Below are 21044 nucleotides of genomic sequence, written 5' to 3' on the forward strand. Positions count from 1 at the left end.
CCCGCAGCTTCCAGCCTAATCGTGTCCGATCAACGGCGCCACCAGCCGCGTTTCGGCTTGGTCGGCGGGGCGACGATCTGGTTCGGATCCTCGGCGATGATGGCGGCGATATCGACTTCGGGCGTCGGCGCCGTGACCGGCTCGGCCAGGACGACGGCTTCCTCGGCCAGAACCTCCTCGATCGCCTGCTCGATGCGGGCGGCCACGGCGGGCGTGACGTCCAGCTCGGCCGGGACCGGGGCCGATTGCTCGGCCTCTGCGGCAGCCTCAGCCTCGGCAGCGATCGCCTCGGGGGCGGCGGCTTCGGCCTGCTGCTCGGCGGCGACCTCGTTCAGCTCCTCGGCGATGGCCGAGGTGACCTTGCGGCGCACGCGGCGACGCTTGGGCCTCGACGGGCTCCAGCACCGGGACGGCCTCGGTCGCCGTTTCGGGCGAAGCGTTCGACGTTTCGTCGTCGATCACCACGGCGATGGGCGTGTCGGGCGAGCCGACAGGCGGCAGGCCTTCGTTGACGGCGCGATCCTCGACCTTGGCCTCATGCGTCACCTCGCCCCGGCCGCGACCACGACCGCGACGACGGCGCGAGCGGCCGTTGCGGCCTTCGCCCTCGGTCGCCGGTTCGGCGTGAACATCGCGCGGCTCGTGGCTGCGCTCGGCGTCATCCTCGGCGACGCGTTCGGCGCGCACCGGCGCCGGGTTGATCGGGTCGAACCAGACATAGGGGTCCTGCAGCGACGGCGTACGGCCGCGCACCCAGGTGAAGACGTCGCGTTCGCCTTCCTCGCGCACCCGGCGACCGCCGCGGCGGCCCCGGCGACGACGGCCGCCGCGCCCGTCGTCATCGTCGTCTGCGACGACGGCTTCGGCTTCATCCTCCCGACCTCCGCCGCGACGGCGACGGCGGCGACGGCCGCCACGGCCGTCATCGTCCTGTTCCTGACGAGCGCGGCTTTCGTCGTCGTCCTCGTCTTCAGACTCCAGTTCGGCCTCGTTCTGATCGTCGCCGAAGTCCTCGTCCTCGTCGTGATCCTCGTCTTCATCGTCGAACGCGCTGTCGTCGAAGCCGTCGTCCAGGTCGGCCAGGTCGATGTGGCTTTCCGGCGCGACGAAGTCCTCGTTGGTTTCGGTGCGCTCGATCGAGTGCTCGCCCTGAGCCAGGCTGTCGTCGATCTGGATGACGACGTTCAACCCGCGCTGTTCCAGCAGGGACTGCAGATAGGCGCGCTTGTGGTTCAGGATGTACAGCGCCACGGCGGTCGAGACGCGCAGGTTCACCGAACCCGCGCCGTTCTTGCCGGCCTCGATGTCGACGGCGCGCAGGGTGGTCAGGGCCGCCGATTCGGCCGAGCGGACGCGTCCGGCGCCCTGGCAGCATTCGCAGACCTCGGTGGCCCCTTCGATCACGCCCAGACGGCGGCGCTGACGGCTGATCTCCATCAGGCCGAAGCCCGAGATGCGGCCCATCTGGATGCGGGCGCGGTCCTTGGCCAGGGCGTCCTTGACGGCCTTCTCAACCGCGCGGTTGTTCTTGCCCTCGTCCATGTCGATGAAGTCGATGACGATCAGACCGGCCAGGTCGCGCAGGCGCAGCTGGCGGGCGGCCTCGACGGCGGCTTCCATGTTGGTCTTGGTGGCCGTGGCCTCGACGTTGCGCTCCTTGGTGGAGCGGCCCGAGTTCACGTCGATGGCCACCAGGGCCTCGGTCTGGTTGATGACCAGATAGCCGCCCGACTTCAGCGGCACGACCGGCTGGTGGATCTGGGCCAGCACCTCTTCGATGCCGTTCGCGGCGAACAGCGGGCGCGAGCCTTGATAGAGATGAATTTTCTTGGCCTGGGAGGGCATCAGCACGCGCATGAAATCGCGCGCCTGTTTGAAGCCCTCGACGCCCTCGACCTGAATGCCGTCGAAGTCCTTGTCGTACATGTCGCGCACAGCGCGACGGACCAGGTTTTCTTCCTCGTAGATCATCGCCGGCGCGTTGGAGCTCAGCGTCGTCTCGCGATCGTCGACCACAGGCGCAGCAGATATTCATAGTCGCGCTTGATCTCGGCGCGGGTGCGCTTGGCGCCCGCCGTGCGGATGATCAGGCCCATGCCCTGCGGCACCTTCAGCGCGGCGGCGGCGGCCTTCAGGCGGCGACGGTCCGAGGTGTTGGTGATCTTGCGCGAAATGCCGCCGCCCTTGCCGGTGTTGGGCATCAGCACGCAGTAGCGGCCGGCCAGCGACAGCCAGGTGGTCAGGGCCGCGCCCTTGGCGCCGCGCTCGTCCTTGACGACCTGCACCAGCAGGATCTGACGGCGCTTGATGACGTCCTGGATCTTGTAGCGGCGCATCAGGCGACGCTTCAGGCGCTCCTCGTCGGCCAGGCCGCCTTCCGATCGCCGTCGTCGCTCTCACGGCCCAGATCATCGTGATCGTCGTCGTCGTCCGACTGCGCTTCGGCCATGATGGCTTCGCGGTCGGCGACCGGGATCTGATAGTAGTCGGGGTGAATTTCGTTGAAGGCGAGGAAGCCGTGGCGGTTGCCGCCGTACTCGACGAAGGCGGCCTGCAGGCTGGGCTCTACGCGGGTGACCTTGGCGAGATAGATATTCCCGCGAAGCTGGCGACGCGCGCGGGATTCGAAATCGAATTCCTCAACCTGGCGGCCGTCTACGATCGCGACGCGCGTTTCTTCCGCGTGCGCCGCGTCGATCAACATGGTTTTTGACATGAAGGGTCTCTCTCAGGCGCGCCAGGCCGTGCGCCGCGAGTTCAATCGCGGGAATGGGGGCGGCTCGCCGAATGGAAATGGGGGCCGGGGCGCGCGTCATCCCCTCGCAGAAAGCGAGTGCGGCAAGGTCTTGCCGAAGAGGATCGCAGGCGTAGTGGCCCATAAGGTTGTCGGTCCTGGGCCCGAACGCGCCGATCAAGGCTGCGTCCTGAACCCGTTCTCCGGATCGTCGGCCAGGCCGGGCGATCCTCGGAATAGGTGAAAGTCAACGCCGCGAGGAGGGCGCGGCCGGTCCCGCAGAACTGCGGGCGGCGCGATCAGTCGCATGCGGAACTCATAATAGGCACATGCGGCGGAAAATAAAAGAACCGCGACGATAAGAGGTCTTAACGAAATCCTTAAACTGCGGCGGCATCCTGCAAGGACAAACTACAGGGTAACTTCGGTTCATGGCCGGTCGGTGGCGCGACAATCTCGCCCTTTGGGGCGTCCGCGAATGGGCGATGACGGCCGTGGCCGTTCTCGTCGTGTGCGTCGTCGTGCTGGCGGCCGGACGCGGGCTGGCTTTCGGGCCGGACGGAGAGGTCATGCGCCTGCGCTTCGGCGGCGACGCCCAGCGCACCCGTATCGTCGTCGATCTGGGCCGCAGCACGCGCGGTCAGGTGATTGAGGACGGGTCGTCGGGGCGGGTGATCCTGGCGATGTCGGGCGTTCAGCCGGGGCGGGGTCTGGACGGTTCAGGCTCCGGGCTGGTGCGCGGCTATGAGGTGTCGGCTTCGGGCTCTTCGTCGCGCGTGCGGCTGGACCTGGCGCGCGGCGCGGAGATCGAGCGCCGTTTCCTGCTGCCGCCCGGCGATGGGGTGGCTCACTATCGCTATGTCATCGACCTGAAGGCGACCGGCGCGGCCGCTGCGCCCGCCGTCGCCCCGCGGCGCGAACAGGTTCGGGCTGAAAAGCCCCTGATCGTCATCGACGCAGGCCACGGCGGCCGCGATCCGGGCGCGCAAGGCCAGCATGTTCAGGAAAAGGCCGTCACCCTGGCCGCCGCTCAGGAGCTGAAGGCCGCGCTGGAGCGCACCGGCCGTTATCGCGTGCGGCTGACGCGAGACGGCGACGTCTATGTCGCTCACGGCCGCCGGGTTCAGGTGGCGCGCGATGCGGGCGCGGACCTGTTCATCTCCCTGCACGCCGACGCCGGTTCTGATCCGGCCCTGCGCGGCGCCAGCGTCTACACCCTGTCTGAACAGGGCGCCGGACGGGCCGTGCGCGAGTTCACCAAGGGCGAAGACTGGCAGCGCGACCTGCGCCTGCCGGGGCGCGATCCCTCCGTCGACCGCATCCTGCTGGACATGACCCAGCGCGCCACCCAGAACCGCTCGGCCCAGTTCGCGCGGGTGCTGCTGACCCATATCGAGGGCGACAACCATCCCCTGCTGCGCCGCAGCCACCGCGACGCGGGTCTGGCGGTGCTGCTGGCCGACGTGCCCGCCGTGCTGCTGGAGATGGGCTTCATCACCAATCCGGAAGACGAACGCGTCCTGACCGACGAACGCGCCCGCCGCCGCCTGATGCGCTCGGTCGCCGAGGGCATCGACCGCTATTTCCGCGAACCCGCCGCCCCGGTGATGGTCGCCGGCGAGATCGCCGGGGCTGATGTCCTCCCCATGCGATGGGGAGGGGAAAAGGCCTTGCGTTATTCCTCCAGCGCCGCTTTCGCGCGCCGGAAGATGTCCTCGAACATTTCGGCGGTCAGTCGGCCGGTGTTCGTGTTCAGCCGCGAGCAATGATAACTGTTGATCAGGGTGTAGGGGCCGACCTTGCCCTCGACCCCATGCCCGGCCGGAATGGCCGAGCCGGGATAGCCCAGCGTCCGCAGGATGCTGCGCCGGGACACGTCGCCCAGCGTGACGATCACCTTCAGGCGGGGCAGGGCGGCCAGCCGGTCCACCAGGAAGGGCCGGCAGGTGTTCTCCTCCGCCGCCGTCGGCTTGTTCTGCGGCGGGGCGCAGCGCACGGCGTTGGTGATCATGCAGTCGATCAGCCGCAGGTCGTCGTCGCCGTTCGGATCATATCGGCCTTCAGCGAAGCCGGTCTTCTTCAGCGTGTCGTACAGCAGCCAGCCTGCGTGGTCCCCGGTGAAGGGGCGGCCGGTGCGGTTGGCGCCGGTGCGGCCGGGCCAGACCTGCGATCAGCAGGCGCGCGTTCGGGTCGCCGAACGAGGGCGCGGGGCCGTTCCACCAGTCCGGGTTCTGGCGCGCGTTCTCGGCCCGATAGGCGACCAGTCGCGGGCACAGGGGGCAGTCGCGGGGCGGCTCGGGGTTCACAGAAGCGCTCACGCGCGGTCGTTCCGATCCAGGGTGCGGGTCACGCCCTGATTCATCGGGGCCTTGGGCTTGCCCACCTCATTGACGATGTCGGCCAGGTCGATGAAGGCGTCCGCCTGACGGCGCAGGTCGTCCGAAATCTGGGGCGGCTGGCTCTTGACCGTCGAGACGACGGTGACGCGCACGCCCTTGGCCTGCATGGCCTGCACCAGACGGCGGAAGTCGCCGTCGCCGGAAAACAGCACGGCGTGGTCGAGGCGCGGCGCCAGTTCCAGCATGTCGACCGCGATCTCGATGTCCATATTGCCCTTGGTGCGGCTGTGGCCTTGAGCATCGACATAGCGTTTGACCGGCTTGGTCACGACGGTGAAGCCGTTGTAGTCGAGCCAGTCGACCAGAGGGCGGATCGGCGAGAATTCCTCGCCCTCGATCACCGCTGTGTAATAATATGCGCGGATCAGCCGGCCCTCGCCGGTGAAGCGCTGAGACAGTTTCTTGAAGTCCAGATCGCAGTTCAGGGCGCGAGCCGCCGAATAGAGGTTGGCGCCGTCGATGAACAGGGCGATGCGGTCGTCGGGATGGTCGGTCATGAAGAAAATGAGTCCGTCGGAATGATCGAGAAAATGAACGCCCGGAACGACGCGGCCGAAACGGCGTCTGGTCTGGATGACGCAGTCATCGTCGCCCTGGGCTGCAATGACAAGGGCGCATGGTCGTCCTGCGTCGAGGCGCTGGAGGCGGGCCTGGCCCGATTTCGCGCCGAGGGGATCGACGTGCTGGCGCGGTCCTCCTGGTGGTCGTCGCAGGCCTGGCCCGATCCGACCGATCCGCCGTTCCTGAACGGGGTAGCGATCGTCAGCACCGCCCAGGACGCCCGGACCCTGATGCGGACGCTGGCGCGGATCGAGGATGTCTGCGGGCGGGTGCGCACGACGCGCAATGCCCCGCGCACCCTGGATCTGGATCTGATCGCCTATGGACGGCTGAGCGGCGACCTGGATGGGCTGATCCTGCCGCACCCGCGCGCGGCTGAACGGCTGTTTGTCATGGGACCGCTGGCCGAGCTGGCGCCCGAGTGGAGGCACCCCGTGTGCGGCCGGATGGCGCGCGATCTGGCCGCGGCGGCGCCGGTCGGGCGCGACGCCTTCCCGCTGCACAGGGCTTGACGCGGGGCGGGCTGTCGGGCGAGGGGAGGGATGACGGACGCCGATCCGCCTCAATGACGCCTTCGCGGCGTTGCACAATCGGCTTTCAACCTATATTTTGTGCGGTTCTCCCTGCCGCCAGAGGATTTTCATGGCCCGCGTCACTGTCGAAGACTGCATCGAAAAGGTGCCGAACCGCTTTGGTCTGGTTCTGCTGGCCGGCCACCGCGCCCGCAACATCGCCAACGGCGCCGCGCTGACGCTGGACCGCGACAACGACAAGAACCCGGTCGTGGCCCTGCGCGAACTGGCCGACGAAACCGTCGTGCCGGAAGAACTGCGCGAGAACATCATCACCACCCTGCAGCGCGTCGATGAGCGCACCGAGGCCGAGGACGAAGCCGAAGTCGTGGCCCTGCTGGCCGAGCCGCAGCACATGAACATGGCCGAAGCCGAACTGATCCGTGCGCTGCAAAGCGACCGCGACGGGGGCCAGGAGGAGCGCTACTGACGACCGACCCGGTCACCAAGGTAGCCAGGCGGACGGCGCGGCCTCAGATGGACACGCCGATGGACCCCGCCGCGAATCTGCAAGACAACACATCGGCGTCGTCTCTTCCCGAGGCGGCGCCGAAGTCGTCTGAAGGCCCTGCATTGTCTGATACCAAGCGCGCACCGATCATGCGCCAGTTCGAACTGATCGAGGCGGTCAAGGCCTATGACCCGACCGCCGATGAGGCGCTGCTGAACCGCGCCTATGTCTATGCGATGAAGATGCACGGCTCGCAGCTGCGGGCCTCGGGCGATCCTTATTTCGCCCATCCGATCCAGGTCGCGGGGATTCTGACCGACTATCGGCTGGACACGGCGACCATCGTCACCGCCCTGCTGCATGACGTGGTCGAGGACACTTCCGCCACCCGCGACGATATCGCCGCCATGTTCGGCGAGGAGATCGCCATCCTGGTTGAGGGCGTGACCAAGCTGTCGCGGCTGGAGCTTCAGGCCGAACACACGCGCCAGGCCGAGAACCTGCGCAAATTCATCCTGGCCATCTCCAAGGACGTGCGGGTGCTGCTGGTCAAGCTGGCCGACCGTCTGCACAACATGCGGACCCTTCACTTCGTGAAGCCGGAGAAGCGCGAGCGCATCAGCCGCGAAACGCTGGAAGTCTATGCGCCTTTGGGCCGTTCTATCGGCATCCACTCCATCGCCGCCGAGCTGGAGGAACTGGCGTTCGAGCATCTGAACGCCACGGCCCGCGTCGCCATCCAGCGTCGTCTGGAGGCCCTGAAGCTTGAGAACGGCAGCGCCATCGAGGCCGTCTCGCCCGAGATCGAGCGCGTTCTGGCCGAAGCTGGCGTGCAGGCGCGGGTCAAGGGACGGGAAAAGACGCCCTATTCCATCTGGCGCAAGCTGCAGCGCAAGACGGTCGGCTTTTCGTCCCTGTCGGACATCTACGGCTTCCGCGTCATCGTGGAGAGCGAGGACAACTGTTACCGCGCCCTGGGCGTCATCCACCGCGCCTGGCCGATGGTGCCGGAGCGGTTCAAGGACTTCATCTCGACGCCCAAGTCGAACAACTACCGCTCGCTGCACACCACGGTGGTCGGGCCGGGCGGTCTGCGCATCGAGATGCAGATCCGCACCGAGGCGATGGACCGCGTGGCAGAGGACGGGGTGGCGGCGCACTGGCGTTACAAGAACCAGTCCTATGGCTTTGACCGCGAGGCGATGGAAGCCGATGGCGGCCGCGACCCCCTGCTGAACCTGCGCCATCTGGTTCAGGTGATCGAGCACGGGGAGGGGGCGAGGACTGGGTCGAGCACGCCAAGCTCGAGATGTACCTGGACCAGGTCTTCGTCTTCACGCCCAAGGGGACGCTGATCACCTTGCCGCGCGGCGGGATGCCGCTGGACTTCGCCTATGCCGTCCACACCGAGGTCGGCGACACGGCCGTGGGGGTCAAGATCAACGGCGAGCTGAAGCCCATGCGCACGGCGCTTCAGAACGGCGACGTGGTCGAGATCATTCGCGGGACCAAGCGGGAAGTCCCCACCGACTGGCGCAGTCTGACGGTCACGGGCCGGGCCCGCTCGGCCATTCGCCGCCACATCCGCACCTCCGAGCGTGAAGAGTTCGTGCGTCTGGGCAAGACGACGCTGGAGCAGACGCTGGAGCGGGCGGGCAAGTCGCTGGCCGAAGTCAAGCTGACGGAGGTGCTGAAGACCTTCGCCATGCCGTCCGAAGAGGACATGTTCGACGCTATCGGTCGCGGCCGACTGGCCGCGACGCGCGTGGCCGAGACCCTGTTCCCGGCGCTGAAGGGGCAGCTGAAGGCGGGACCCGAGCGCAAGCGCATCGGCGAGGAATCGCCGCGTCTGTTCGTGCGCGGCGGCGGGCTGACGCCCGGCGTCAGCATCCATTTCGGCCAGTGTTGCTCGCCGGTTCCGGGAGACCGAATCGTCGGCATCCTTGAGCCGGACAAGGGGCTGACGGTCCACACCATCGACTGCCAGACCCTGGCCGATTTCGCCGATGACGACTCTGTCTGGCAGGACCTGCAATGGACGCCGCAGGCCGAGCGCAGCGCCGTCGGATCGGTCAAGCTGCACGCCACCCTGACCAATACGCGCGGCGTGCTGGGACAGGTGGCCTCCATCATCGGCGAGGCGGGCGGCAACATCCTGAACCTGTCGATGGCCCATCGTCAGCACGACTTCTACGACGTCGACATCGATGTGGAGGTCGAGGACGCCCGCCACGCCACCATGATCATTGCGGCGCTGAGGGCCAACCCTTACGTCGATACGGTCGATCGCGCGCGCGGCTGAGCCGCGCCGACGCTATCCATTTTCTCAAAGGTCGAAATGTCCCCCGAACAACAAAGACTCGCCAACGAGGCCCAGGTGGCCTCGCCCTCCTATCGTCTGGCCGCCCTGGATCAGGACTTCCTGCTGGGCGAATCCATGCGCGGCGTGCGCTTCCTGATGGAGTATGAAAAGGCGGAGCAGGCGCTGAAGGCCTGGGGCGTGCGCTCGACCATCGTCGTCTTCGGCAGCGCCCGCGTGGGCGCCAACGGCGACGGCCGCCACGCCTATTGGTACGAACAGGCTCGCCAGTTTGGCCGCATCGCCTCTGAACGCGGCGGCGCCTTCCGCGGCGAGCCGGGCGAGGTGCGCGACAACGTCATCGCCACGGGCGGCGGGCCGGGCATCATGCAGGCCGCCAACCAGGGCGCGCACGAGGCCGGGGCGCCGTCGATCGGCTTCAACGTCACCCTGCCGCACGAACAGTTCCCGAATCCGTGGTCGACGCCGGAACTGACGTTCCAGTTCCACTACTTCGCCATGCGCAAGATGCACCTGGCCATGCGGGCCAATGCGCTGGTGGTCTTCCCCGGCGGCTTCGGCACCCTGGACGAGTTGTTCGAGATCCTGACCCTGCGCCAGACCGGCAAGGCGCCGCCGATCCCCATCGTCCTGTTCGACGAGGCCTATTGGCGCTCGGTCGTCAACTTTGACACCCTGATCGAGCACGGCATGGTCAAGGCCTCGGACATGGACCTGTTCGCCTTCGCCGACGACGCGGAGACGGTTTGGGCCAAGCTGCTGGAAGGCGGGCTGAAGCCCAACGCCGAGATCAAATAGGGCGTGGGTTGAGGGGCGTCGTCACAGGGTCTAAGGACGGCGTTCATGAACACTGAAGACGTCCTCAACGAATTCCGCGACGCCGGCGCCCTGCGCGAAGGCCATTTCGTCCTCTCGTCCGGCCTGCACAGCCCGGTCTTCCTGCAGAAGAACCTGGTCTTCATGGACGGGGCTCGCTGCGAGCGCCTGTGCAAGGCGCTGGCGGAAAAGATCGTCGCCACGGTCGGCCCGGTCGATGCGGCGATCTCGCCCGCCGTGGGCGGCATCATTCCCGGCTATGAGACCGCCAAGCACCTGAACGTCCGCTCCATGTACGTCGAGCGCGAGGGCGGCGAGTTCAAACTGCGTCGCGGCTTCTCGGTCGAGCCGGGCGAGAAGATCGTCATGGTCGAGGACATCGTCACCACGGGGCTTTCCTCGCGCGAATGCATCGCCGCGATCCAGAACGCGGGCGGCGAAGTCGTCGCCGCCGCCTGCATCGTCGACCGTTCGGGCGGGAAGGTCGATGTGGGCGTGCCCCTTATCGCCCTGGCTTCGATGGAAGTGCCGGCCTATCCGGCCGACGCCCTGCCGCCGGAACTGGCCGCCCTGCCGGTCGAGGATCCGGGCAGCCGCCGCCTTTCCAAATAAAAGAGACGGTCAAAGTAGAGAAGAGAGAACGGGATGAAGCGTCAGCGGGTTCGTCTGGGCGTCAATATCGACCACGTCGCCACGGTTCGTAACGCGCGCGGGGGCGCTCATCCCGATCCGGCCCGCGCGGCCGATGCGGCGCTGGCGGCCGGAGCCGACGGCATCACCGCCCATCTGCGCGAGGATCGCCGCCACATCACCGACGCCGACATCGACGTGCTGACGGCCCTGTGCCGCCGCGCGGACAAGCCGCTGAACTTCGAGATGGCTGTGACGGAGGAGATGCTGGCCATCGCCCTGCGCCACACGCCGCACGCCGCCTGTCTGGTGCCTGAACGCCGCGAGGAAGTGACGACCGAGGGCGGCCTGGCCGTCGCCGGTCATGAGGCCCGCATCGCCCCGGTGGTGAAGGCCCTGTCGGACGCCGGCATCCGCGTCAGCCTGTTCATCGAACCGTCCGAGGATCAGGTCGAGGCCGCCGCCGCGGTCGGCGCCCAGGTGGTCGAGTTCCATACCGGCCGCTATTGCCTGCTGGGCGATCCGGCCGAGCGTGAAGCCGAGTTCGAGCGCCTGGCCGCCGCCGCCGCTCAGGCGGATATTCTGGGGCTGGAGGTCCATGCGGGCCACGGTCTGAACTACGCCACGGCGGGGTCGATCCTGGCCATTCCCGAGATCGTCGAGCTGAACATCGGCCACTTCCTGATCGGCGAGGCGGTCTTCGTCGGGCTGGACGCCGCCATCCGCCGGATGCGGGCGGCGATGGACGAGGCCTCGTTCGGGGCGACTTCCGGAGCCGGGTCGTGATTATCGGCGTCGGCGCCGATCTGTCGGACATTCGGCGCATTCAGGCCTCGCTGGACCGGTTCGGCGACCGTTTCAAACAGCGGGTTTTCACCGAGCTGGAGCGCACCCGCTCGGACCGCAAGGCCGACCCGGCGTGGAGCTACGCCAAGCGGTTCGCGGCCAAGGAGGCCTGCGCCAAGGCGCTCGGCACCGGGATGCGCTCCGACGTCTATTGGCGCGACATGGGGGTGGTGAACCTGCCGTCCGGCCAGCCGACCCTGGCCCTGACCGGCCACGCGGCCGAGCATCTGGCCCGCCTGACCCCGGCAGGTCATGAGGCGCGCATCCATCTGACGCTTAGCGACGAGCATCCCTATGCGCTCGCCTTCGTGGTGATCGAGGCCCTGCCCAAGGCCTGACGCCGCCGCGAAGGTTGCGGTTCCTTCATCATCCAAAGTCTTGCTCGCGGCCGTTTCAGAGACTACGCCTCGACCTTCAAACCCCGCGTTCGGCGGGGGATTCGAGCAGACGATGAGCGACGACCCCAAGGCGAACGGCGGAGCGGCCAACCCAGCTCTTCATCCGGCTGAACAACGGCCGATCTGGAGCGATGACGGCGACGCGCCATTCGACATCGGGGACGACCCCGAGGCTCTCGATAGCGAGACCCCGATCTATGCGCCTCGGCGCTCCAGGAAGGCCAAGCGAGTGAAGAAAGAAAAGTCCGCGAGCAACGAAACGGTCGAGATCATCAAGACCGTCGTTTTCGCCCTGCTGATCGCGCTGGTGCTGCGGGTGCTGCTGTTCCAGCCCTTCACCATCCCGTCGGCCTCGATGGAGCCGAACCTGTACGAAGGCGACTACATCGTCGTGTCGAAGTGGTCGTACGGCTATTCCAAGCACTCGATCCCGTTCAGCCCGCCGGTGTTCAACGGCCGCATCCTGGGGCGCGAGCCCGCGCGCGGCGACATCGCCGTGTTCAAGCTGCCGCGCGACAACAAGACCGACTACATCAAGCGCGTGATCGGCCTGCCGGGCGACAAGGTGCAGATGATCGCCAACAAGCTCTACATCAACGGCGCGCCGGTGCAGGACGTGGTGGTCACCCGCGCCGAGATGGCGGACATGTTCGGCCCGCGCGCCGTGACCCAGGTCCGCGAGACCCTGCCCGGCGGCAAGAGCTTCATGACCCAGGACTTCGGCCCCGGCAACGAACTGGACGACACGCCGCTGTATGAGGTCCCGGCCGGCCACTACTTCATGATGGGCGACAACCGCGACAACTCGATCGACAGCCGCGTCGAGATGTCGTCGGGCGTGGGCATGGTTCCGGCCGAGAACCTGGTCGGCAAGGCCGAGATCATCATGTTCTCGTGGACGCCGGGCGCCTCGTTGTTCAACCCGGTCAGCTGGTTCGCCAACGTGCGCTTCAGCCGGTTCTTCAAGATCCTCGACTGATGGCGGGCGGACGCACGAATGTGCGCGCCGAGGCCGTGGCGGCTCTGCGTCGTCGGCTTGGCCATGCTTTCGCCGAGCCTGAGCTTCTGGAACGCGCCCTGACCCACTCCAGCGTGGGCGAGGGCGCGGGGCCGCAGGTTCCGGCCGACAATGAGCGTCTGGAATTCCTGGGCGACCGGGTGCTGGGCCTGCTGGTCGCGGACCGGCTGGTGCACGAGTTTCCGGCGGCGGACGAGGGGCAGTTGTCCGCCCGTCTGCACGCTCTGGTGGATAAGACCGCCTGCGCCCGCGTAGGCGAGCGACTGGGCGTCGGCGACGCCCTGCGCCTGTCGCCCGGCGAGACCAAGACCGGCGGCCGCAGAAAGGCCGGAGTCATCGCCGATGCTGTTGAAGCGATCTTGGCGGCCGTCTATCGCGACGGCGGCCTGATCGCGGCGCAGGCCGTGTTCGAGCGCGCCTGGGCCGAGGAACTGGCTGCGCCCCGGCGCCGGCCATCACCAATCCCAAGTCCGCCCTGCAGGAATGGGCGCAAGGCCAGGGCCGTCCGCTGCCGACCTATGCGGTGGTCCAGCGCACCGGTTCGGACCACGCGCCGACCTTTACGGTCGAGGCGACGGTGACAGGATATGAACCCGCCCGAGCTCAAGGGCGTTCGCGACAGGAGGCGGAAAAGGCCGCCGCCGTCGCTCTTTTGAAACGTGAAGGCGTGATTTGACCGAGACCCCGAAACCACCGAGATCAGCAACCAGCGCGCGGGCTTCGCCGCCATCATCGGCGCGCCCAATGCGGGCAAATCGACGCTGGTGAACCGGTTGACGGGCTCCAAGGTCTCGATCGTCACCCAGAAGGTGCAAACCACGCGCTTTCCTGTGCGCGGCATCGCCATCAAGGGCGACGCCCAGATCGTTCTGGTGGACACGCCCGGCATCTTCACGCCGCGCCGCCGTCTGGATCGCGCCATGGTCGCCTCGGCCTGGGGCGGAGCGCAGGACGCCGATGTGGTCGTGCACCTGATCGACGCCCAGTCGCATATCGACGCGGAAGGACGTGAAGGCACACCTGCGGACCGTCGCTCGGCCGAGGACACAGAGACCATCATCGCCAACCTGCAGGCGACGGACACCAAGGTCATCCTGGCGCTGAACAAGATTGACGGGATGCGCCGCGATACGCTGCTGGCCCTGTCGCAGCGCCTGTTCGAGACGGGCGTCTATTCCGAGGTCTTCATGATCTCGGCCCTTAGCGGCGACGGCGTCGACGATCTGATGACGCGGCTGGCGATGGCCATGCCCGAGGGGCCGTGGCTCTATCCCGAAGACCAGTCGGCGGACGTGCCCCTGCGCGTGCTGGCCGCCGAGATCACGCGCGAGAAGGTCTATCTGCGCGTCCACGAGGAGCTGCCCTATTCGGCGGCGGTCGAGACGACCAGCTTCGAGGACCGCGCCGACGGTTCGGCCCGCATCGAACAGACCATTTATGTCGAGCGGGAAAGCCAGCGCCCGATCGTCCTGGGCAAGGGCGGCCAGACCCTGAAATGGATCGGTCAGAAGGCGCGCGAGGAGCTGATCGAGATCCTGGATCGGCCCGTTCACCTGTTTTTGACCGTCAAAGTCGATCCCAAATGGCAAGACTCAAAGGCATTGTACGCCCAGTTCGGCCTGGAGTTTGACGTCTAGTCTCGTGTTCATCGTTCCCAAGACTGCGGGCGGCAGGCCCTGGTTTCTCGGCTCGCTCGTCGCGGCCGGCCTGATATCGGCCGGGGCGGGCGCGTGGTTCCTCAACGCCGTTGCGCCTGAGACCCAGGCGGCGGTCGTCAACCAACCGGCTGCGCCGAAGCGCCCGCCGGTCGAGGTGGTCGAGGCCCTGCCGCAGTTGAAGGAACGACTGGATCGCCTGGCCGCGGCCAAGCAGTTCACCGGCGCCGTGCTCGTGTCCAAGGGCGATCAGGTGCTATTCCGCCAGGTCTACGGCAAGGCGAACTATGAGCAGGACACGCCGTTCGCCCTGGACACCCGTTTCCGCCTGGCCTCGGTGTCCAAGCAGTTCACGGCCGTCGCTGTCCTGAAGCTTCAGGACGAGGGCAAGCTGTCGGTTGACGATCCCGTCTGCAAATGGATTGAGCCGTGCCCCGCCGCATGGGCGCCGCTGCGCATTCACCACCTGCTGTCGCACACCTCGGGCATTCCAGACCTGATGGCTCAGGCCGAATGGGGGCGTATTCGCGTCACCCATCGCACGCCGCAGGAGCTGACCGAGGCCTCGGCCCGCTATGGCCTGCAGTTCGAGCCGGGGACCAAGGTCCGCTACAACAACGCCGCCTTCAATCTGGCCGCCGTAATCGTGGCCAAGGCCAGCGGCCAGACGTTCGAAGACTATCTGGAGAAGTCCATCCTCCGGCCGCTAGGCATGAAGGATACCGGGTCTGACGTGCACGACGATGCTCAGGGCCTGGCCATGGGCTACGGCCTGTTCCCGGCCGGGCTGACGCCGCAGCCGATCGCCAACGTCAGCATCGTGGCGGGGGCAGGGGCGCTGTATTCGACGCTGGACGACATGCTGGCCTGGAACCGCGGCCTGCATCAGGGCCATGTGCTGAGCCGCAAGGCCTATGCCGACCTGATCGCCGACCACGCGCCCGACGACATGCCTGAGCGGCGCGGACCGCACCGGGCCTATGGCTATGGCCTCTATGTCAGCGCCCTGGGCGAGCGGACCTCGGCGCCGTTCAGCGATCGCCAGATCTATCACACCGGCAGTTGGGCGGGTTTCCGCAACCTGGTGTCCTATCAGCCGGACGAGCAGGTGACGGTGGTGGTGCTGTCCAACAACTACCACCTGCGCGATCTGGTGCTGCTGATCAATCAGCAGGCGATGGCCGAGGCTCTCGGTCGTCCGGTCCCGGCCGCGCTGAGCCGCTGAGGTGCGGGTTTCTCCTCCCCATTTCATGGGAAGGTGGATCGGCAGCGATAGCCGCCGAGACGGAGGGGCCGCTTGGTTGCGCCGTGATTAAGCCCCTCCACCGCTACGCGGTCCCCCTCCCCACGAAGTGGGGAGTAGAGGCGGTCACGGCTTCATCGACCCCGTTTCGATATAGCGCTGGTGCCATGACAGGGCCTCGGTCAGCAGGTGCGGCGACTGCAGGCCGTATGAGCCCTTCATGGCGCGGGCGTAGTAGTCGGCCAGCGCGTCGCGATAGTCGGGGTGGGCGCAGTTGGCGATGATGACCCGCGCGCGTTGCTTGGGCGACAGGCCGCGCAGGTCGGCCAGGCCTTGCTCCGTGACGATGACCTGCACGTCCTGGGTGATGTGGTCGACGTGGCTGGCCATGGGGACGATGGCCGAGATCTTGCCGCCCTTGGCCGTCGACGGCGTGACGAAGCAGGAGATGTAGGCGTTGCGCGCAAAGTCGCCCGAACCGCCGATGCCGTTCTGGATGCGCGAGCCCATGACGTGGGTCGAGTTGACGTTGCCGTAGATGTCGGCCTCGATCAGACCGTTCATGGCGATGCAGCCCAGACGGCGGATGATCTCTGGGTGGTTCGAGATCTCCTGCGGGCGCAGGATGATCTTGCCGCGGAACTGCTCCATGCGGCTGTTCAGATCGGCGGCGGCTTCGGGGCTGAGCGAGAAGGCGGTGGCCGAGGCGACCGTCAGCTTGCCCGAGTCCAGCAGGTCCAGCATCCCGTCCTGCAGCACCTCCGTATAGGCGGTCAGGTTCTCGAAGGGGCTATCCTGAAGTCCGGCCAGCACGGCGTTGGCGACATTGCCCACGCCCGATTGCAGCGGCAGCAGATGAGCGGGCAGGCGCCCGACCTTCACCTCATGCTGCAGGAACTCGATCAGGTGGCCGGCGATGGCGTTGGCGCTGGCGTCCGGCGCGGCGAAGGGCAGGTTGCGGTCGGGGCTGTCGGTCTCGACGATGGCGGCGATCTTGGACGGATCGACGCGGAAGACCGTCTCGCCGATCAGGTCGGTCGGCTTGGTCAGAGGGATCGGCACCCGGTTCGGCGGCAGGGCGGTGCCGTAGTAGATGTCGTGCATCCCTTCCAGCGCCGCATTCTGCCAGCTGTTGACCTCAAGGATGATGCGGTCGGCGCGGTCCAGCCAGGTCTTGTTGTTGCCGATGGAGGAGGAGGGGATCAGGGCGCCGTCTTCCCGGATGCCCGACACCTCGACCACCGCCGTCTCCAACGGCCCCAGGAAGCCCTGCCAGGCCACAGGCGCCACCTGCGACAGGTGCATGTCGAGGTATTCCATCTCGCCCTTGTTGATCTTCTCGCGGGCGATGGGGTCTGAGTTGTAGGGCAGGCGGAACTCGATGCCGTCCGCCTTGGCCAGGGCGCCGTCGAGCTCAGGCCCGGTCGAGGCGCCGGTCCAGACCTTGAGCCGGAACGGATTGCCGGCCGCGTGCTCGGCCTCGATCCGTTCGGCCAGAGCCATCGGCACGACCTTGGGATAGCCCGAGCCGGTGAAGCCGCTCATGCCCACGGTCGAGTTCGCCGGGATCAGGGCGGCGGCGTCCTGCGCGGACATGATCTTCGACTTGAGGGCGGCGTTACGGACGCGGGACATCGCAAACCTGACGACTGGAGCCGGGAAGGGCTCGGAAAACGAAGCGGACATAGGCGCCGCATCACCCTGATTCCAATACGGCTTTGGTCGTAACAGTCTGTGATCACAAAGGCGTCAGCAGGCGGGGACGGATCAGGAATGCGACGAGGCGAGCCGTGCTTCCCCCACGGACGGAACAGGACTAGAACAAAGCCATGATCACCGCCGCCCTGATGATGCTTCAACTGTCCGCCGCGCCTGCCGAGACCGCGCCGATCGAGCGGACGCTGGACGCCATGCACGCCGCCGCCTCCGTCGCGGACGGCGAGGCCTACTTCGCGACCTTCACGCCGGACGCGCGCTTCATCGGCACGGATGCGGCTGAGCGCTGGACCCTGCCGGAGTTCCGCGCCTACGCCATGCCCTACTTCTCGCAAGGGCGTGGCTGGACCTATCGCCCAACCGCGCGAACCGTGACCATCGCTCCGATCGATTGCCGCTGCGTCGCCTGGTTCGACGAGGTGCTGGACAACGACGCTTATGGGACTACGCGCGGTTCGGGCGTGCTGCGCCTGACCGACGACGGCTGGAAGATCGAGCAGTACGTCCTCAGCTTCGCCGTGCCGAACGACCGGGCGCGCGCCGTCGTCGACGCCATCAAGGCCGACTGATGGAGGTTCAGGACGACGCCTTCGTGCTGTCGGCGCGGGCGCATGGCGACACGGGGGCGGTGGTCGATCTGCTGACTGAGCGGCATGGCCGCCGCGCCGCCTATGTCGCAGGCGGGGCCTCGCGCAAGATGCGGCCCTTCCTTCAGCCGGGCGCACGGGTCGTGGCGGATCTGAGGTCGCGAACCTCGGATCAACTGGGTTCGGCGCGGTTGGAGCCCGTGGGCGAAGGGCCGGCCGCCCTGTTCGACGATCCGCTGGCCCTGACCGGGCTGAGCGCCGCCGCTGCGGTGGCGCAGGGCGCCCTGCCGGAACGAGAGCCGCATCCCGGCGCCTTCTATGCTTTCGAGGCGCTGATGACGGCCTTCGCCATGCCCGAGGTCTGGCCCGCCATTTTCGTGCGGTTCGAGGCCGGATTGCTGGAGGATTTGGGCTTTGGTCTCGATCTGTCGCGGTGCGCCTCCACGGGGTCGATGGACGATCTGGTCTGGGTCAGCCCCCGCACCGGCCGCGCCGTCAGCCGCGAGGCGGGCGCGCCCTACGCCGACAAGCTGCTGGTCCTGCCGCCCTTCATGCTGGGCGCGCAGGCGGGGCTGGGCGCGGGCGACGTGAAGGCGGGGCTGGAGCTGACAGGGCATTTCCTCGAGCAGTTCGTCTTCCACGCCCTGAACCGGCCGCTGCCGCCTGCCCGCGTCTGGATGATCGACAAGCTGGGCGAGGCTGGGCGGCTGTAGCGCCTGCCCGCGTCAAAGCCCCTTCGCGCGTTTCTGCACAGTTAGGCGCGGACAATCCCGGCGTCAGGCCTCCGCTGCGCTAGACTTTCCTCGTCCGATCATTGATTCGAAGTCGTATGACCATCCACACCCCGACGCCCGACGGCGGCCGCATCGTCGAAGAACCGATGGGCGAGGCGCTGTCGCGCCGCTATCTGGCCTACGCCCTGTCGACCATCACCAACCGGGCGTTGCCCGACGTGCGCGACGGCTTCAAGCCGGTGCATCGGCGCATCATGTACGCCATGCACCAGATGCGGCTGAACCCGCAGGCGGCGGCGCGTAAATGCGCCAAGGTCGTCGGCGAGGTCATGGGCGGCTATCACCCGCACGGCGACGCCTCTATCTATGAGGCGCTGGTCCGTCTGGCTCAGGACTTCGCCCAGCGCTATCCGCTGGTGGACGGGCAGGGGAACTTCGGCAACATCGACGGCGATAGCGCGGCGGCCATGCGCTATACCGAGTGCAAGCTGACGCCCGCCGCCGTCCTGCTGCTGGACGGCATCGATCAGGACGCCGTCGACTTCCGCCCCACCTATGACGATCAGGACGAGGAGCCTGTTGTTCTGCCGGCGGGCTTCCCTAACCTGCTGGCCAACGGCTCGTCGGGCATCGCCGTGGGCATGGCGACCTCGATCCCGCCGCATAACGTCGGCGAACTGATCGACGCCTGCCAGTTGCTGCTGGAGCGGCCGGACGCGACGACGGTCGACCTGATGCAGATCGTGCCGGGACCGGACTTCCCCACCGGCGGCGTGTCGGTCGAGAGCCAGGCCGCCATTCTGGACGCTTATGAGACGGGCCGCGGCGGCGTGCGCCTGCGCGCCAAGTGGGTCGAGGAAAAGCTTGATCGCGGCGCCTATCAGATCGTCGTCACCGAGATGCCGTACCAGGTGCAGAAGTCGCGCCTGATCGAGGCGCTGGCGGATCTGATCGAGAGCAAGAAGGCGCCCTTGCTGGGCGATGTGCGCGACGAGTCGGCCGAAGACATCCGCCTCATCCTCGAACCGAAGAACCGCACCATCGAGCCTGAAATGCTGATGGAAAGCCTGTTCAAGCTGTCCGATCTCGAGGTGCGCTTCCCCATCAACATGAACGTGCTGGACGCTACCGGCACGCCGCGCGTCATGGGGCTGAAGGAATGCCTGTGGGCCTTCCTGGATCACCGCCGGGTAGTGCTGAACCGCCGCAGCCAGTGGCGCATCGCCCGCGTCGAGAAGCGCCTGCACCTGTTGGAAGGCCTGCGCATCGTCTTCCTGAACCTGGACGAGGTCATCCGCATCGTCCGCGAGGAAGAACAGCCCAAGGCGGCCCTGATCGCGACCTTCGGGCTGAGCGAGCTTCAGGCCGACTTCATCCTCGACACCCGCCTGCGTCAGCTGGCCCGCCTCGAAGAGATGACGATCGAGAAGGAATTCAAGGAGCTGTCGGAAGAACTTGCAGCGTTGCAGGCGCTGACGTCCTCCGAGGCGAAACAGTGGAAGGCGATCGGCAAGGAGCTTGAGGCCGTGCGCAAGGCCTTGATCTCGCCGCGCCGCACCGTGATCGGAGAGGCGGTCGACGCCTCGGCCTTCGTTGCGCCGGAAGCCTTCATCCCGCGCGAAGCCATCACCGTCATCCTGTCGGATCGCGGCTGGATCCGCGCCGCCAAGGGCAAGGTCGACGATCCCTCCGAGCTGAAGTTCAAGGAAGGCGACAAGCTGGGCTTCCTGATCCCCGCCTTCACGACGGACAAGCTGCTGGTCGGGGCCTCGGACGGGCGCATCTTCACCATCGGCGCCGACAAGCTGGCCTCCGGGCGCGGCCACGGCGAGCCGTTGCGCCTGATGATCGACCTGGACGAGAAGGCCGACATCATTAACGTCGTGGCGCATGAGCCGGGCGCCAAGCTGCTGATCGCGTCGAAGGCCGGCTACGGCTTCGTGGCCCCCGAGAACGACCTTCTGGCGCAGAAGCGCGGCGGCAAGCAGGTGCTGAACGGCGAGATGCTGGCCATGCTGCGCGTGCCTTCGAACCCGCAGGCCGACCACGTCGCCGTCATCGGCGAGAACATCAAGACGCTGGTCTTCACCCTGGCCGAACTTCCCGAAATGGGCCGGGGCAAGGGCGTGAAGCTGCAGAACTACAAGCAGGGCGGCCTGGCCGATGTGACGGTGTTCAACGCCGAGCAGGGACCGGAATGGGTCGATGGCGGCGGCCGCCGCCGCAACTGGCCGGACTGGAAGGACTGGCTGGGCAAGCGCGCCGGGGCCGGGCGGCAGGGTCCGCGCGGGCTAAGGAAATTCCGCTGATCCCTGTCTCCCTCCCCGTCCCGGGGAGGGGGTCGCGCAGCGACCGGGTGGGGAG

The 21044-nt window shown here is 67.2% G+C and carries 15 protein-coding genes and 4 pseudogenes; 15 read left to right on the forward strand and 4 right to left on the reverse strand.

The features are described from left to right. Positions 1–29: 29 nt before the first annotated feature. Positions 30–2716 (reverse strand): annotated as a pseudogene (locus tag V8F63_RS11540) (ribonuclease E/G). Between the two features lie 503 nt (positions 2717–3219). Here V8F63_RS11540 and V8F63_RS11545 point away from each other — a divergent pair. Then, positions 3220–4503, forward strand: a complete 1284-nt coding sequence (locus V8F63_RS11545) for an N-acetylmuramoyl-L-alanine amidase (RefSeq protein WP_392355084.1) — start codon at positions 3220–3222, stop codon at positions 4501–4503. Here V8F63_RS11545 and V8F63_RS11550 read toward each other — a convergent pair. Both V8F63_RS11550 and V8F63_RS11555 read right to left on the reverse strand, forming a co-directional pair. After that, a pseudogene (locus V8F63_RS11550) lies at positions 4410–5052 on the reverse strand (uracil-DNA glycosylase). The gene V8F63_RS11545 and the pseudogene V8F63_RS11550 overlap by 94 nt on opposite strands. Then, entirely contained in the window at positions 5049–5630 is a 582-nt protein-coding gene (locus V8F63_RS11555) for an NYN domain-containing protein (RefSeq protein WP_025976753.1), read from the reverse strand. The pseudogene V8F63_RS11550 and the gene V8F63_RS11555 overlap by 4 nt, the downstream one beginning before the upstream one ends. Positions 5631–5651: 21 nt before the next feature. Between V8F63_RS11555 and folK the strand changes: the two genes are divergently transcribed. The 11 genes and pseudogenes from folK (at position 5652) to V8F63_RS11610 (ending at position 15625) form a co-directional block, all read left to right on the forward strand. Next, positions 5652–6206, forward strand: coding sequence for a 2-amino-4-hydroxy-6-hydroxymethyldihydropteridine diphosphokinase (folK, locus tag V8F63_RS11560; protein ID WP_313632355.1), 555 nt, complete (start codon positions 5652–5654; stop codon positions 6204–6206). A 130-nt stretch (positions 6207–6336) separates the two neighbouring features. Then, entirely contained in the window at positions 6337–6696 is a 360-nt protein-coding gene (gene rpoZ / locus V8F63_RS11565) for a DNA-directed RNA polymerase subunit omega (protein WP_003168108.1), read from the forward strand. Between the two features lie 170 nt (positions 6697–6866). Then, positions 6867–9019, forward strand: a pseudogene (locus tag V8F63_RS11570) (bifunctional (p)ppGpp synthetase/guanosine-3',5'-bis(diphosphate) 3'-pyrophosphohydrolase). Between the two features lie 36 nt (positions 9020–9055). Next, a complete protein-coding gene (locus tag V8F63_RS11575; protein ID WP_253120086.1) occupies positions 9056–9835 on the forward strand; it encodes a TIGR00730 family Rossman fold protein in 780 nt (259 codons plus the stop codon). Positions 9836–9880: 45 nt separating this feature from the next. Further along, positions 9881–10465, forward strand: a complete 585-nt coding sequence (gene pyrE / locus V8F63_RS11580; protein WP_392353273.1) for an orotate phosphoribosyltransferase — start codon at positions 9881–9883, stop codon at positions 10463–10465. 33 nt (positions 10466–10498) lie between these two features. Then, positions 10499–11269, forward strand: a complete 771-nt coding sequence (locus V8F63_RS11585; RefSeq protein WP_025976758.1) for a pyridoxine 5'-phosphate synthase — start codon at positions 10499–10501, stop codon at positions 11267–11269. Next, on the forward strand, positions 11266–11667 hold the full coding sequence (gene acpS, locus V8F63_RS11590; protein ID WP_253120082.1) for a holo-ACP synthase: 402 nt from the start codon (positions 11266–11268) through the stop codon (positions 11665–11667). The genes V8F63_RS11585 and acpS overlap by 4 nt, the downstream gene beginning before the upstream one ends. A gap of 112 nt (positions 11668–11779) precedes the next feature. Further along, positions 11780–12706 (forward strand): signal peptidase I, encoded by a 927-nt coding sequence (lepB, locus tag V8F63_RS11595; protein WP_025976760.1) that lies wholly within the window; start codon positions 11780–11782, stop codon positions 12704–12706. Then, a pseudogene (rnc, locus tag V8F63_RS11600) lies at positions 12706–13421 on the forward strand (ribonuclease III). The gene lepB and the pseudogene rnc overlap by 1 nt, the downstream one beginning before the upstream one ends. Before the next feature lie 22 nt (positions 13422–13443). Next, positions 13444–14382, forward strand: a complete 939-nt coding sequence (gene era, locus V8F63_RS11605; protein ID WP_029972402.1) for a GTPase Era — start codon at positions 13444–13446, stop codon at positions 14380–14382. A gap of 4 nt (positions 14383–14386) precedes the next feature. Beyond that, the gene (locus V8F63_RS11610) at positions 14387–15625 is read left to right on the forward strand and encodes a serine hydrolase domain-containing protein (RefSeq protein WP_392353275.1); all 1239 of its coding nucleotides are present in this window, start codon (positions 14387–14389) and stop codon (positions 15623–15625) included. 144 nt (positions 15626–15769) lie between these two features. Here V8F63_RS11610 and V8F63_RS11615 read toward each other — a convergent pair whose 3' ends face one another. Next, positions 15770–17278: an acetyl-CoA hydrolase/transferase family protein gene (locus tag V8F63_RS11615; protein ID WP_392353276.1), complete on the reverse strand. Its 1509-nt coding sequence runs from the start codon at positions 17276–17278 to the stop codon at positions 15770–15772. Between the two features lie 194 nt (positions 17279–17472). On the opposite strand from V8F63_RS11615, the gene V8F63_RS11620 reads away from it, so the two are divergent. From V8F63_RS11620 to parC, 3 genes are all read left to right on the forward strand, one after another. Next, positions 17473–17928: a nuclear transport factor 2 family protein gene (locus V8F63_RS11620; RefSeq protein WP_392353277.1), complete on the forward strand. Its 456-nt coding sequence runs from the start codon at positions 17473–17475 to the stop codon at positions 17926–17928. Next, a complete protein-coding gene (gene recO, locus V8F63_RS11625) occupies positions 17928–18659 on the forward strand; it encodes a DNA repair protein RecO (protein ID WP_392353279.1) in 732 nt (243 codons plus the stop codon). Before V8F63_RS11620 ends, recO begins: the two co-directional genes overlap by 1 nt. A 116-nt stretch (positions 18660–18775) precedes the next feature. Further along, positions 18776–20989 carry a DNA topoisomerase IV subunit A gene (parC, locus tag V8F63_RS11630; protein ID WP_392353280.1) on the forward strand — a complete coding sequence of 738 codons (2214 nt, stop codon included), beginning with the start codon at positions 18776–18778 and terminating at the stop codon, positions 20987–20989. Positions 20990–21044 lie beyond the last annotated feature (55 nt).

This window comes from Brevundimonas sp. LF-1, from assembly GCF_037055305.1.
GTDB classification, from domain to species: domain Bacteria; phylum Pseudomonadota; class Alphaproteobacteria; order Caulobacterales; family Caulobacteraceae; genus Brevundimonas; species Brevundimonas sanguinis.